The 14033-nt window shown below is 56.0% G+C and carries 14 protein-coding genes; 6 read left to right on the top strand and 8 right to left on the bottom strand.

Translation table 11 applies throughout. The features are described from left to right. Positions 1-213: 213 nt before the first annotated feature. Entirely contained in the window at positions 214-1248 is a 1035-nt protein-coding gene (locus FD737_RS20010) for a LacI family DNA-binding transcriptional regulator (RefSeq protein WP_097118855.1), read from the top strand. Between the two features lie 59 nt (positions 1249-1307). Continuing rightward, positions 1308-2591 carry a histidine-type phosphatase gene (locus FD737_RS20005; RefSeq protein WP_160834384.1) on the top strand — a complete coding sequence of 428 codons (1284 nt, stop codon included), beginning with the start codon at positions 1308-1310 and terminating at the stop codon, positions 2589-2591. On the opposite strand, the gene FD737_RS20000 is transcribed toward FD737_RS20005, so the two are convergent. Beyond that, positions 2575-3486 (bottom strand): LysR family transcriptional regulator, encoded by a 912-nt coding sequence (locus FD737_RS20000; RefSeq protein WP_160834383.1) that lies wholly within the window; start codon positions 3484-3486, stop codon positions 2575-2577. The two genes, FD737_RS20005 and FD737_RS20000, sit on opposite strands and share 17 nt — an antisense overlap. A gap of 132 nt (positions 3487-3618) precedes the next feature. Here FD737_RS20000 and FD737_RS19995 point away from each other — a divergent pair, with 132 nt between their 5' ends. Beyond that, on the top strand, positions 3619-4299 hold the full coding sequence (locus FD737_RS19995) for an SDR family NAD(P)-dependent oxidoreductase (protein WP_034830294.1): 681 nt from the start codon (positions 3619-3621) through the stop codon (positions 4297-4299). 135 nt (positions 4300-4434) lie between these two features. On the opposite strand, the gene FD737_RS19990 is transcribed toward FD737_RS19995, so the two are convergent. Beyond that, positions 4435-5358 carry a LysR family transcriptional regulator gene (locus tag FD737_RS19990; RefSeq protein WP_160834382.1) on the bottom strand — a complete coding sequence of 308 codons (924 nt, stop codon included), beginning with the start codon at positions 5356-5358 and terminating at the stop codon, positions 4435-4437. A 102-nt stretch (positions 5359-5460) separates the two neighbouring features. On the opposite strand from FD737_RS19990, the gene FD737_RS19985 reads away from it, so the two are divergent. Further along, positions 5461-6282 (top strand): MBL fold metallo-hydrolase, encoded by an 822-nt coding sequence (locus tag FD737_RS19985; RefSeq protein WP_160834381.1) that lies wholly within the window; start codon positions 5461-5463, stop codon positions 6280-6282. Positions 6283-6286: 4 nt separating this feature from the next. Continuing rightward, positions 6287-7630, top strand: coding sequence for an amidase (locus FD737_RS19980; RefSeq protein ID WP_160834380.1), 1344 nt, complete (start codon positions 6287-6289; stop codon positions 7628-7630). Between the two features lie 26 nt (positions 7631-7656). Here FD737_RS19980 and FD737_RS19975 read toward each other — a convergent pair whose 3' ends face one another. The 4 genes from FD737_RS19975 to FD737_RS19960 form a co-directional block, all read right to left on the bottom strand. Then, positions 7657-8064 (bottom strand): DUF2000 family protein, encoded by a 408-nt coding sequence (locus tag FD737_RS19975; RefSeq protein WP_045833270.1) that lies wholly within the window; start codon positions 8062-8064, stop codon positions 7657-7659. A gap of 34 nt (positions 8065-8098) precedes the next feature. Then, a complete protein-coding gene (locus FD737_RS19970) occupies positions 8099-8956 on the bottom strand; it encodes an AraC family transcriptional regulator (protein ID WP_160834379.1) in 858 nt (285 codons plus the stop codon). Positions 8957-8984: 28 nt separating this feature from the next. Then, positions 8985-10271, bottom strand: coding sequence for an SLC13 family permease (locus FD737_RS19965; RefSeq protein WP_202404619.1), 1287 nt, complete (start codon positions 10269-10271; stop codon positions 8985-8987). A gap of 102 nt (positions 10272-10373) precedes the next feature. Continuing rightward, on the bottom strand, positions 10374-11273 hold the full coding sequence (locus tag FD737_RS19960) for a LysR substrate-binding domain-containing protein (RefSeq protein WP_097118847.1): 900 nt from the start codon (positions 11271-11273) through the stop codon (positions 10374-10376). A gap of 98 nt (positions 11274-11371) precedes the next feature. Between FD737_RS19960 and FD737_RS19955 the strand changes: the two genes are divergently transcribed. Beyond that, positions 11372-12142, top strand: a complete 771-nt coding sequence (locus FD737_RS19955) for a 2OG-Fe(II) oxygenase (RefSeq protein WP_160834377.1) — start codon at positions 11372-11374, stop codon at positions 12140-12142. Here FD737_RS19955 and FD737_RS19950 read toward each other — a convergent pair. Together FD737_RS19950 and FD737_RS19945 are read right to left on the bottom strand one after the other, a co-directional pair. Further along, the gene (locus tag FD737_RS19950) at positions 12127-13215 is read right to left on the bottom strand and encodes a DUF2817 domain-containing protein (RefSeq protein ID WP_160834376.1); all 1089 of its coding nucleotides are present in this window, start codon (positions 13213-13215) and stop codon (positions 12127-12129) included. The genes FD737_RS19955 and FD737_RS19950 overlap by 16 nt on opposite strands. Before the next feature lie 24 nt (positions 13216-13239). Then, the gene (locus FD737_RS19945) at positions 13240-14010 is read right to left on the bottom strand and encodes a transporter substrate-binding domain-containing protein (RefSeq protein WP_160834375.1); all 771 of its coding nucleotides are present in this window, start codon (positions 14008-14010) and stop codon (positions 13240-13242) included. Between the last annotated feature and the right edge of the window lie 23 nt (positions 14011-14033).

Raw genomic sequence — 14033 nt, 5'->3', positions numbered from 1 at the left:
GTTCTCCTTTGATTGTAGGGTGGTGCTTCACTGGCACCTTTTTTGCACATCTGTGCAAAGTAGTAATGAACAAAAAAACAGCTGTCAAATGGCTTGCGATGCAATTGATTGGTTGTGTCACAAAAATGCAACAAATTAGATTCTGAACGGTTTGCACAGCTTTGCAATTTGAGGCAGACTCTTTTTCAATCGATGTTTGCACAGGAGTTGAGCATGCAGAGTGAGAAAACCGTGGTCAGTGCGCAGGATGTGGCAGAACGCGCTGGCGTATCACGCTCAGCGGTATCACGCGTGTTTACACCGGGTGCCAGCGTGTCCTCTGCCATGCGAATCCGCGTCATGAAAGCCGCGCAAGAACTCGGCTATCACGTCAACCATCTGGCGCGCGGCCTGGTGCGTAATCGCAGTGGAATTGTGTGCTTGATAGTCTCGGAGATCGCCACACCCTATCGCGCTAGCCTGGTGCGCTGGCTAACCCAGTTTCTGCAGGAAGCGGGAAAAATTGCCATGCTGATCAATACGGATCGTTCCGACAACAGCGTGTCAGCCGCGTTGCAGCAGGCGATTAACTTCCGTGCGGACGCCTCGATCATCCTTTCCGGTATGCCGGATCGCACCATCACGCGTCAGTGTTATCAACATGGTCAGCGCATCATTTTGATTAACCGCGATGAAGCACTACCCGGTTCACTCAGCATCAATCTGGATGCACAGCGAGCCGCTGCCACAGCGGTGATGGCGTTTCAGCGTGCTGGCTGTCGCCACCTCGCCTTTGCTAACTCCCTGGCGGGCACACCCAGTCTGATGAAACGGGAAGCGGCGTTCGTTGCCGAAGCGCAGCGCGTTGGGATGACGGTTACCGTTGAGCGCTTTGGCTCCACCTCTTATGAAAGCGGGCAGATTCTGGCCCACCGATTGCTGACTCAGCATCAACGACCCGACGCCGTGTTTTGCGTGACCGACCTGGTTGCTTGCGGATTTATGGATGAAGCGCGCCACCGTTTCGCCCTGCGCGTGCCGGAAGATTTGTGCCTGATTGGCTATGACAACATCGCGCAGGCAGGCTGGTCTTCCTATAACCTCACCACCTTTGCCCAACCGGTTGAGCTGTTTGCGCGCGATGCCGTGAACTGGCTGATGCAAACCGAAGCCGATGAAACCGGCTTTACCCCGCAAACCGAGCAACAGCATGACAGCTTGCTGTACCAGGCCGATGTGGTGTGGCGCGGGTCCGTGCGCGGTGCCTAAACACAGCGTGTTATCCCACCCGGTTCTGCATAAACGCCCTATTTCGTATAAGGATCACGATGAACCTTCGTATAAATCACTTTGCCGCCAGCCTGTTGATTGCCGGTGCGTCCTGGTTTAGCGCCCTACCGGCACACGCTGAAGCGCGGTATCAGCTGGAAAAGGTCGTGGAACTAAGCCGACATGGTATTCGCCCACCCACGTCTGGCAACCGTAAGGAGATTGAAGCGGCGACTCAGCGCCCGTGGACCATCTGGACCACACACGATGGCGAGTTGACCGGGCATGGCTACGCTGCCGTGGTGAACAAGGGGCGCTGGGAAGGCGATCACTATCGTCAGTTAGGTTTATTGACGTCAGGCTGCCCACAGGCACAAGAGGTGTATGTTCGCGCCAGCCCGTTGCAACGCACCCGCGCCACTGCCCAGGCGCTGGTGGATGGTGCATTTCCAGGCTGTGGCGTTACGGTGCATCACGTGGCGGGTGAGGATGATCCCCTGTTCCAGACCGAAGCGTTTCCGGCTACCGATACCGATCCCGCACAACAACTTGCCGCCGTGACCGCTACGACGGGGAATCTGGTCGCACGTCAGCAGGCGCTACAACCTGCCGTTCAGGCATTAAAAAGTGCTGTCTGTCAGCCAGGTAGCGATTGCTCGGTCTTTGACAAACCGTGGCAGATCAAGCAGAGCAAGAGCGGCAAGACCTATGTGCAGGGATTGAGTGTTCTTGCCAGCATGGTGGAGACGTTGCGTCTGGGCTGGAGTGAGAACCTGCCGGCAGATCAACTGGCCTGGGGCAATATCACCCACTCTACACAGATAACCGCTGTATTACCGCTGTTAACCGCTAATTACGACCTCAGTAACGACGTGCTGTATACGGCGAAAAAGCGTGGCTCCATTCTGCTGAATGAAATGATTCAGGGTGTTGAACAGGGTGTCAGCCCCGTTTCAGAAGCCGTGCCGGATGCACGCTGGCTGCTGTTTGTCGCACATGACACTAACATCGCGATGGTGCGCACGTTGATGGGCTTCACCTGGACTTTGCCGGGCTACACGCGCGGCAACATTCCCCCCGGCAGTAGCCTGGTGTTTGAACGCTGGCGCGATAAGCAGAGCGGCGAGCGATGGCTGCATGTTTACTTCCAGGCACAAAGCCTCGATGACCTTCATCATCTGCAGTCTGTCGATCAAGCGCATCCGCTGTTGCGTGAAGAGTGGCGAACGCCTGACTGTCGGGTCACCGAGGTGGGTACGCTTTGTCCAATGGCATCCACGTTAGCGAAATTCGGTCAGCAACTTGATCCTACCGCCATTACGCCGATCAGTTTCGCGCCATAACGCAAACCTGTTTCACCACGCCGCGCAACCAGCGATGCGCGGCATCATTCTCCAGTCGAGGATGCCACATTTGTGACACTGTCATTTCCGACGTGGCAAAGGGCAACTCAACCATCGCTAACGCCTGGCTGTGAGCGATCAATGGGTGATGTGCAACCAGCGAACGGGGCACCAGCGCCACCCAATCCGAATCGACCACCAGCGCCACAGCGGCAGAGAAAGCCGGCACAACAGCAACAACCTTGCGCTGCAATCCGGCTTGCTCAATGGCGTCATGGATCGGTCCACCCCGCTCTGCGCGACGAGACGCCACAATGTGGCCAAATCGGGCTAATTGGGTGATGTCCATCTGCTGTGTCAAAGGATGGCCCGCGCGTACCACGCCGACAAAACGATCGCGAAACAGCGCCTGCAAGCGGATTTCTGGCCCCATATTGCCGAGCACGCCAATCTCTATATCAATGCTGCCATCACGCAATTCACGATCACTTTTCTCCGGCTTTGCCACAAAGACCAACTCGACCTTCGGTGCCTGCGCGGTCACAGCAGCAATCAACGCACTGCCAAACGCTTCGACAAAGCCTTCGTTGGTGCGCAGCCTAAAACATCGGTTCAGCTGTGCTAAATCCAGCGTTTCAGCATCCGGGCTTAGCACTGCATGTGCTTCCCGCAACGTACGCTGCGTCCGTTCCCGTATCGCTTCTGCATAAGGGGTCAGCACCATCTGCCGTCCGGCTCGCACTAATAACGCATCGCCCGTCACATTGCGTAGTCGGCCCAGCGTACGGCTCATCGCTGACTCGCTTAGGTTGAGTTTGCGAGCGGCACCCACCACGCTGCCGGTAGTGAGCAGCGCGTCGAGCGCCGTGAGTAAATTCAGATCGGTGATGTTCATGGTCAATATCCTGCTGGATGTCGGGCGACATAACAAGGCGTTCAGTGCAGGTTATCACTGCACAAGCTGCGTGTTCCGCCTCCCCTCACTCCGCGCTAGACTTTTCTCATCGACTCCACTGAGGAACACAGGATGAAAACATTATTGATTGGCGCGTCACGCGGGTTGGGATTCGCACTGGCAGAAACCATGCTACAGCGAGGCTATCAGGTTGTGGCCACCGGGCGAGCCCATTCTACCGATAAACTGTCGCAGCTGGCTGCGCGCTATCCGCAACAGCTGACGGTAGAAACGGTGGATATTACGGACCCCGAGCAGGTTAGCGCCCTGCATCAACGTCTGGCGGACACGGAGTTTGACATGCTGTTCGTCAATGCCGGAGTAAAAAATGACGATCGGGAAACCATTGCCGACGTTTCAACCGAGGAGTTCACCCGTGTCATGGTCACCAATGCGCTCAGCCCGTTGCGTGTGATCGAAACCTTTAAAGATCGGGTCAGCGCCAGTGGCACGATTGCAGTGATGTCTTCCGGTCAGGGCAGTCTCACCAACAATACTAACGGCAACTACGAGGTGTATCGTGGCAGCAAAGCAGCGCTGAATATGTTTATGCGCAGCTTTGCCGCACGCCATCAGGATGCGCGCACCTTGCTGTTAATGGCGCCAGGCTGGGTGCAGACCGATATGGGCGGGCCGGAAGCTCGCCTGACCATCGATGAGAGCATCCCCAATCTGCTCAACACCATGGAGGCGTATGCGGGCCGCACCGGGCTGCATTATCTCGATTACCTCGGCCGCGTCGTGCCGTGGTGAAGTCAAAGGGATGAGCAGGACGCTGCAGCCCGGAGCCTGAAGTCTGAAGTCTGAGGTCTGAGCCTGAGCCTGAAGTCTCAGCCTGAAGTCTGAGCCTGAAGCCTGAAGCCTGAATTCTGAATTCTGAACGCCAGACTAAATCTTCCGCTGCAGCAGACTGCACAAAGTCTCCCGCAGCCAGCGGTTTGCCGGATCGTCTTGCTGGGCGTTATGCCATAGCAAAGACAGTTCGTAGTCCGGCATCTCAACCGGCACCGGCGCAGCATTCAAGCCATAGCGTTGGCACCATGCAGGAGCCAGCCCTTGCGGCACCGTGGCGAACAGCGGCATCTGCTGGAGTAGCAGCGGTAAGCTGGAAAAGTGCGGCGTGACATAGCGTACACGTCTGGATTTACCCAGGCGCTGCAGAGCATGGTCAAGGGCACTTTCGCTGGCACCGCGATAAGACACCAGCGCATGCTGATGACCGACAAACTGAGCCAGCGTAAGGCGTTCCAGTGCAATTTGCTGGCAGCTCCACACAGTGCGAAAACCCGCCGGGCCGATTTTCTCGCGGGTTAAGTCACGACTAACTTCATTCCCAACGGTGATTACTACATCTGCCTGCTGCTGCTCCATTAACGGAATCGCCTGCCAGGGATCGGCAGCGACGACATGAATATCTACACCGGGCGCGGCAGTGGCAAGTTCCGCTAACAAATCAGGCATCAACCACTGTTCCAGCCAATCGCTGATGCCGATGCGAAAACGGCGGTTATCACGCTGTGGATCAAATGCATCGGGCGTGAAGATCACCCGATGCAGCCCCTGCATCAGCGGTGCGAACTGCTGCACTAATTGTTCGGCACGCGGCGTCGGTGTCATGCCGTATGACGTGCGGATAAACAGCGCATCATCGAACATTTCACGCAACCTTTTCAAAGCGGCACTCACCGCTGGCTGGCCGAGGTAAAGGCGATTGGCGGCCTGCGTGACGCTGCGTACCTCGCACATCACCATCAACACCACCAGCAGATTGAGGTCGATACGAGAGAAATCATTTTCATTGATGTTTTTCATTTTTTTAATCGATTTAAATAATGTTATCCGCCTCAGTATAGTGACTTTCAACTTACTGTCACGGACGCTGCTGAACGCGTCCTCTATCAAGTGGAGCACAGCATGAAGATTCAGGTGGGCGAGTGCCGGGTTGAAAAAATCACTGAGCAGCGCGCCGCTTTTCCGTTTGGGGTGTTGTTTAAGGCACATCGTTCTGAGATGAGTGACGCCTTTGCCGAACAGCCGGCTGAAGTGTCGATACACAGCTGGGTGGTGCGTACCGCTGAACACACTATTCTGATTGATACCGCAACCGGCAATGGGCGCAATCGGGATAACAAACCATTATTCCATCAGCTGAATACGCCTTATGTCGAAAATCTGGCACGGGCGGGCGTTGATCCTGCTGAAGTCACGCTGGTATTGATGACGCACATCCATACCGATCATGTTGGCTGGAATACGCACTGGGTGGACGGTAAGTGGCAGCCGTTGTTCCCCAACGCGCGTTATGTCTGCTCGGCGGCGGAATTGCAGCACTGTCAGGACGATCCCGCCAGTCAGGAACTGTATCGCGACAGTATCCTGCCGCTGATCGAACGCGACCAGCTGCAGACCATCAATGTGCAGGAATCTCCTCTGTTCGCCGGCGTGCTGCGCTACATTGCCACACCGGGTCACAGCATCGATCACGCGTCGATTGTGCTGGAAAGCCAGGGCGAATATGCGATTTTCCCCGGCGATGTGATGCACCATCCGGTGCAGTTTCAACACCCGCACTGGAACTCGCTGTTCTGTGAAGATCTTCCGCTCGCCATGGCATCGCGACAACGCGTTATAGACTGGTGCCAGCAACATCAGGCAATCTGGTTCAGTTCCCATTTTCACAGCAGCTCTTTGGGCCGTGTTGCGCCTGATGGGCAATGGACTCCACTTGAGGATTGACCGGATGCAATACGCTGATTATCTCACCGCGTCGCTGAGCGACTTATCACTGGCACTGCAACGCGGTGATGTTACCGCGCGCCAGCTGACCGACTTCGCACTGCAGCGCATAAGTGAGGCAGACCAGCCGCGCTACAACGCCATCACCTGGCTGTTTGCGGATGACGCGCGTGCGGCAGCAGAACGGAGTGATACACGCCGTCAACGCGGTGAGGCGTTGGGTCAGCTGGACGGCATCCCGGTGCTGATTAAAGACAATATTGAAGTACAAGGCTGGCCCACCAGCGCGGGTTCGGTGATGTTGCGTGACGTCATCGCTGATAACGATGCTCCGCTGGTCACCAGACTGCGCAATCAAGGCGCGATTTTGATCGGCAAAACTGCGATGCATGAACTGGCAGCGGGCATTACTGGCGCCTCATCGCTGAGCGGCTTTACTCACAATGCCTGGCAGCAAGGTCGTTCAGCGGGCGGTTCGAGTAGCGGTTCCGCGGTTGCCGTTGCCGCCGGTTATGTGCCGCTCGCCATTGGCAGCGACACAGCAGGTTCGGTGCGTATTCCCGCCGCGTTTAATGGTCTGTTTGGCTTACGCATGACGCGAGGTGCACTTAGCACATCTGGAATTGTGCCGCTGTCACCGACGCAGGATATCCCCGGCCCGCTGGTGCGCAGCGCGGCCGATCTGCGCATCGCCTGCGAAGTGCTCAGCGGCAAGACGTTTGCTACGGAGGGAGAAGCATTACGGGTCGGCATCTGGCAGGAAGGATTTGCCGCTGATGAAGATGAGATTAACCAGGCGGTGCAGGCTGCCGTGGCCGGGTTCGCACCCGCGACACTTGTCTGGCCAGAATTAGAGACGTTAGCGGCTGATGCCAATATCATCGGTTATGAATTTTCTGAAGCGCTGGCGAAGTATTTAGCCGATAAGCCGCAGGCGCAGTTCTATACCCTGCCGGATATCGCTGCATCCGGGCTGTATCATCCTCAGCTCGAAACCGTGTTTAAGACCCGCGCGGTACATCCTGGCACGGCCAGCGAAGGTTATGCACGGGTGCAGCAGCGCCAACATGATCTTTACCAGCAGTTGGTGGCGATGTTCGACCAGCACAACATTAACCTGCTGGCCTACCCGGTGGTGCGCCGTGCGCCAGTCAAACACGGCGAGATGCAGGAAGGCAGCAATGCGCTGGTTTCCGCAGTGACTGGCGCGCCTGCTATCTCTATTCCCGCTGGCCTGAGCGACGACGGGTTGCCGATTGGCGTCGAATTGCTGGCGCTGCGTGGCCGGGAAGACTTGTTGCTGCGCGCAGCTGAAGCCATCGAGCTGCGCATATCGCTGAATAAATGAAAGCGTCGCCGCAGGGGCGACCGCGTTTATCCGTGCAGTGACAGCCCTTTAATCGCCTTATCCACTGCTTTCTTTGGCCCACGAATCGCGATGCCGACCAGGTTCAGGTTGTCGGCATCTTCAGCCATGAATACCTCGCGGTTGGCGGCATCATGTCCGGTGGCGAACATCGCTTCCACATACGGGATCACCGTCAACTCCCGTTCCAAACCCTGGCGATGAGCCCGTTGTAATCCCGTAACATCACCCGCAAACACCAGCATCGGCTGGCCTGCCATATTGCCGTATTGACGCCCCTTCGCATCCACGTAAGGTTCGCCCATCATGTCAGGCGCGGCAGAAGCAATGCCGGTGGCGAGAAAGGCCACCACATTCAGGCGCTGCCAGGTGGCTAAATCATCACGAACAATCAGGGCGATTTTGGTATCAAACATCTGTCACTACTCTCCGATGGGGTCTAAAACAGTATCATCTAAGAGTCGCGGGGGTGGGATATAGAACGTTTGTGCACTGTCGTTGATAGGAGGCCGGTGTCATGCGGTAGGCGCGTTGGAACCAACGCCCTAAATGGCTCTGATCGGCAAAACCAACCTGAGCGGCAACCTGCACCGGCTCAATGCCCTGCGCCAGCAGCACACGTGCGCTGCGCAACCTCAGCCGTACCAGGTAGGCATGCGGTGACTGACCAAACGCCTGCTTAAACTGACGCGTCAGCTTAAAGCGATCAATGCCCGCCAGCCGTGACAACTCATCCAGCCCTATATCCTGCGCCATAAAATCGTGCAGATAGTCGCGTAATAGCTGCATGTGCTGCATCGCTGCACCTGATTGCGCATTGGGTTTGATTTCAAGATGGCGGGAAAGCATCGTCATCAGATGATCGAGGCTTTGGTCGCGCGCCAGTCGCCCTTCACTGTGATGCACTGAAAACCACGCCTGCTGGATGGCACTGGCCAGCAGCGCATCATCATTTAGCGTGTGGCGAAACGCCCCTTCAATATTGGAGACATCCCCCAGACCGCGTCGCTGCATCATCTCTGCCACCCAACGCTGCGGCAGATAGAGCATGGTGTAGGTGAAACCCTCTTCGTTAGGGGCGTGGCCGTCATGCACCGCGCCCGGCTCAATCAAAATGGCGCGGCCCGGTGTGCTGGTGTGCAATGCACGATGGCAGTTGAAACGTTGTAAGCCCTGCTGCGTCACGCCCACCAATAATTCGTCGTGATCGTGCGGATCGTAGGCGTGTCCGCGAAAATGCGCGTTGACGCTTTCGATACCGGTTTCGTCATCGCGACGAAAATCGACCCAATCATTATTGGCTGACATAACGGCGTGCTCAGGCAGTGAGGGAAAGTCAGGCATAGCCTAGCAGCCTGAACCAGAGATAATCCAGTGGTAACAGCAACAGCACGCTGAAGATAAACACCAGCACGCACAGTTGCAGGCCCGCTTTGGCAGGCACATTACCCAGCCCCATCGCCACCACCACTGGCGAAGCCTGATAAGGCAACAGCGGCGTCGCGTAGGCAAACACCTGCATCATGACGACGCTCATCAGAGAAAAGCCGGATGCGGTTGCCAGCTCTTGCGCGATCGGCGTCACCATCGCTGGCACGCCGTTGGCAGTCAGCACAAAGTTGAGCAGCGAGACCAGCGAGTTAAGCACCGCGAAATTACCAAACGAAGCGTGATCCTGCAGTGGCAACACGCTAAGCAGCAGATCAGCGATGAGACGACCCAGCCCTGAATCCACTACCACTGTGGCCACGCCGAGAATACCGGCAATATAGATACAGGTGCGGAAATTAACCCCGCTGGCGAAATCATCACTTGAGAGAAAGCCGATGCGCGGCAGCAGGCAAATACACGCCGCCGCCAGACCAATCCATGCGGCGGGCAAGCCGTGCAGGCTATCGGTCATCCACAGCAATAGAGTGATAGCCAACAGGCCCATCAACCGCCATTCGCTGCGGCTGAGCGGCTCAAGTTGATCGCGATGGCGCACGGGCTGAGGTTGCGCGCGGAACAGGAACAGAATAGCGGCTGCGAGTATCATTCCCTTGCCAATCCCCACCACCGGCATATGCAGCAGCCACCAGGGCAGCCACTGGAGATGGATCTGATAAGCGTTTTCAGCAGCGCCGCTGAGTACCAGATTGGGCACGTTAGCCGGTAAGATGCTGGCGGAGAGCTGGAATGTGCCAAAACCCACCGCCAGCGCCAGACCAATGTTGCCACGGCTCCCGGCTTTAATTCCGGCCCGCTCACCTAGCGCCAGCACAACAGGCATTAGCAGTGCGATGCGCCCCATATTGGAAGGCATCACCAATGCCAGCAGATAGGTCAGCACCAGGGTGCCAACGACCATGCGCGGCCAGCTCTGACTGAACGGCACCACCAGATAGTTAGCCCAGCGCTGTGCAAGCCCGACTTTGCGGATCGCCGCACCGAGCACAAAACCGCTCAATACCAGCCAGAAGGCTGAAGAGGCAAATCCGCTGAAGATGGTGCTGGTCGGGGCGATGTTAAGCAGCGTGGCGGCGGCAAAAAACAGCAGCGCGGTGAGATATTCCGGCAGGCGTGCACTTGCCCACAGCAAAATGGTGATGGCTATGACCAACGTGGTAAGCCAGAAATGCATATCTAAAGTCACTGACTGAACTCCCTGTCTACGATCCGTCGCACAAAGCGAATAAGCATAGTGCAATCCACGATTTGCAATGCTGAGTCAGTTAACAGTTTGTTAAATTGCCAGCTGTCCGAGCCAGTTTATTAACGCTTCACTGCCCGGCTGGCTGCGCGAACGCTGCGGCCAGGCAAGAAAATAGGGTTTACTTAATGGCAGGCTTAACGCATCAACCATAACTAAATCGCCTCGTGCCAGCTCTGCAGCGATAAGCCTTTTCTGCCCTAATAACAAACCCGCGCCTGCCACCGCAGCATCGATCGCCAATGAGGTGAGATTAAAACTTAACGCGGGCTGTGATGCGGGTTCCGCCATCCCTTTGGCCAGATACCAACTTCGCCAGTCCGGCAGAAAGCGCCCTTCGTTGCCCCAATCAAGATGGATCAATGGAGCCTGTTGCAACACGTTTTCTAATGGAAACTGCTGCAACAGCCTGGGGCTCACCACCGGCACCACCTCATCCAAAAACAGACGCTGCTTATCAAGCTGGGGATAGCGATCCTCACCAAAGCAAATGACAAAGTCAGCAGGGGTGGCATTAAAATCCACCTGCGCATGGGTGCCGTGTAGCGATAAATCAATATCGGGACAGTGAACGCGCCACTGCGCAATATTGGGCAGCAGCCACTTCGAGGCCAGCGCGGGCAATGAATAGAGCGTGAGCTTGGGCATCGCCGCCACATGACGCAGGTTTTGCTGACCGAGATGCAAAATATCAAAAGCTTCCGTCACATAGCGCAGATACTCTTTGCCGGTTTCGGTCAGCATGACCCCACTCTGCGTACGCACAAACAGCGCGCTGCCCAACTGTTCCTCTAGCTGCCGGATCTGCTGACTCACCGCCGCAGGCGTCAGTGCCAGTTGCGCGGCGGCTTTTGCCAGACTACCTAACTCCGCCGCCACCTTAAATGACTGGATTACGCTGATTTTCGGTAAACGAGGTGACTGTGAGGGCATTAAAGTTTCCTTAGCAGGGCATTAAATTTATATCGTTACGCACTAACATATCAGTGAGTTACTGTGATAACACACCTGTCACAATGAGAACTGTTGCTATGTCTGCATTGATTCGTTTCGATTTGCATCCACTGGCCGACGCCGACTGGCGACGTGAATGCCGTGAACAGCTCAACCAGCATGGCGCGCTGGTCCTGCGTCAGTTTTTACAACCCGACGCGCTGCAAAGCATCATTGCCGAAGGAAACGCTCAGCGCCATCTGGCCTATCACACCCTCAGCAAGCATAACGTCTATCTGATGAAGAAAGACGAGGCGTATGACGCTGACCATCCGCGCAATCGTGATGTGATCAGTACCAAAGGCTGTATTACCGACGACGTGATCGCCGCCGAATCGCCGCTGCGCCAGCTGTACAACGACGAACTGTTTAAAAGTTTCCTGTGCGACGTGCTGGGTGAAACCGCGCTCTATCCTTATGCCGATCCGCTCTCGTCCATCAATCTGCATTACGCGCCCGATGGTCAGGAACTCGGCTGGCACTTCGATAACTCCTCCTTCGCCATCACCCTGCTGGTGCAGAAACCCCGCGCGGGTGGTGTATTCCAGTATGTGAAGGATTTGCGCGATGCCGATGCCGGTGAGATGAATTTCGAAGGCGTTGCCGCGGTGCTGGATCAGCGCCAGCCGGTCGATGCGCTGGCGATTGAAGCGGGTGACTTAGTGCTGTTCCGTGGTCGCAACTCAATGCATCGTGTGACGCCAACCGAAGGCGACATCACACGCATGCTGGCAGTGCTGGCGTATAACACACAGCCTGGCATCGCTCTATCGGAAACGGCGCGTATGACTTTTTATGGTCGGTTGTGATCGGCGTTCAACAAACCTTGCCAGCCGCGTACAAATATCTGCTGGGTCCGAAAAGCCACCAGATCGCGCCAGTCGCGGTCTGCTGGCCAGAAACCTTCCACCAGCTCATGCTTTAAGGCGCGCCCTGACTCACTGGTCGGTTCACCTTGCAGATGCAACCAATGATCGTCACGCACGCGACGATGCATCTCTTCGCCGGGATAGGTTCCGCACTCCACCACTAGTGGCAAAATTTGCGTCTGCGGCAGTGATTCCAGCAGGAACTGCGACAGATAACCCGTTGCGGTCGCGGTCACTCCGGTGACACTGTCACGACCTGCGCCGGTAAACAGTAGCGTCAACCACTCGCCATACAACGATTTTCCCCATTGATGCGCAGCGACCTGCTGCTCAGCAATCGAGAGCAACATTGGATGCCCCCAGGCTCCGGCTCCCGTATGCAGATCGAAACTCAGGATGGTTTTTGCCTGCGATAAATGGTCGGTGATAATGGTTTGCATGGTGCGATAAGACCAGCTCGGTTGCTTTCCACCGTAGAAGAAGCCGTCAGCGAATTGGTATTGCCCGGCTTCCACCACCCGTTTCACCGCCAGCCAGCCTGCGCCGTTAAGGGTTTTAACTAACAGCTCATCAGCTTGTATCCGATCGCCGTGGTAAATCCCGTGCCATGACGGGTATTCCGGATTGGCGGGGGCTGGCTGAGTAAAATCGATAAAATTGCGATTAAGATCGATGTTGTCTTCATTTACCCGTCGCAAATGCGCTACTCCCCAGGGATTCAACAGGTGCAGCAACACAATCGCGGTGTCATCGGGCAAGGCAGTCAGACTAAAGCGATTAAGCCACTCAATCTGACTGTCCGATCCGTAATAGCCTTCGACACCATGTGTACCCGAGATGATCATCATCAACTTGCTGGCACCGGGATCGCCGATCACGGCGACATCGGTGTAAAGCGTTTCACCTTGTGGGCCCGGCAGCGGATGCGGATAGGAAGTCAAAGCACCTTGCTGGCGCTCGACTGCCGCAACAAAACGGGCACGTTGGGACGAATAATGCGGCAAATCTGACATGCTGTTTCCTGTAAATAAGGGCGATTACGGATAGACCTTAAACTTGAAATATTTTTTCGCCAGCTGATCGTAAGTGCCGTTGTTGTGCAGTTCGGCCAGCGCATCATTGATCAGCTTCAGATGCACGGTATCGCCCTTACGCAGGCCAATTCCCACACCGTTGCCCAGCAGTTCTTTATCCACCAGCGTGGCTTTGATGACGTAATCTTTGCCTTCCGGCGTATTCAGGAAACCCTGATCCGCAGACACCGCATTCGCCAGAGTGCCATCCAGTCGCCCCGCGACCAGATCGGGATAGATCTCCATCTGGTTCGGATAGGACACAATATTCACGCCCTGCGTCGCCCATTTTGCTTTGGCGTAGGTTTCCTGAATGGTGCCCTGCGCCACGCCGATGTTCTTACCGCGCAGCGTGCTGATATCTTCGGTCAGCGTGCTGTTTTTTGGCGTCAACAGCGCACTCGGCGTGATATACAGCATGTTGCTGAAATCCACCTGCTCACGGCGTTTCTCTGTCATCGACATCGCCGACAGAATTGCATCAAACTTCTTCGCCTGCAGTGCCGGAATGCTGCCATCAAAGCCGATCTGCACCCACTGGCATTTTACTTTTGCCTGGGCACAAATGGCGTTGCCCAAATCGATATCAAATCCTTTAAGTGAGCCATCACTGGCTTTGGATTCAAACGGAGGGAAAGTCGGATCGACACCAAAGCGCAACGTCTGCTCAGCAAATGAGAGGTGGCTGAATGCGCCAAGTGAAAGCAGTAACGCGAAGGACAAACTCTTTTTCATTGTTATCTCCAGCAGGCAGGTAA

The organism is Pantoea sp. Seng (assembly GCF_009829935.1).
Classification (GTDB): Bacteria; Pseudomonadota; Gammaproteobacteria; order Enterobacterales; family Enterobacteriaceae; genus Pantoea; species Pantoea communis.
The sequence above is the reverse complement of the archived record's forward strand: the minus strand, read 5'-3'. Positions and strand labels throughout refer to the sequence as shown.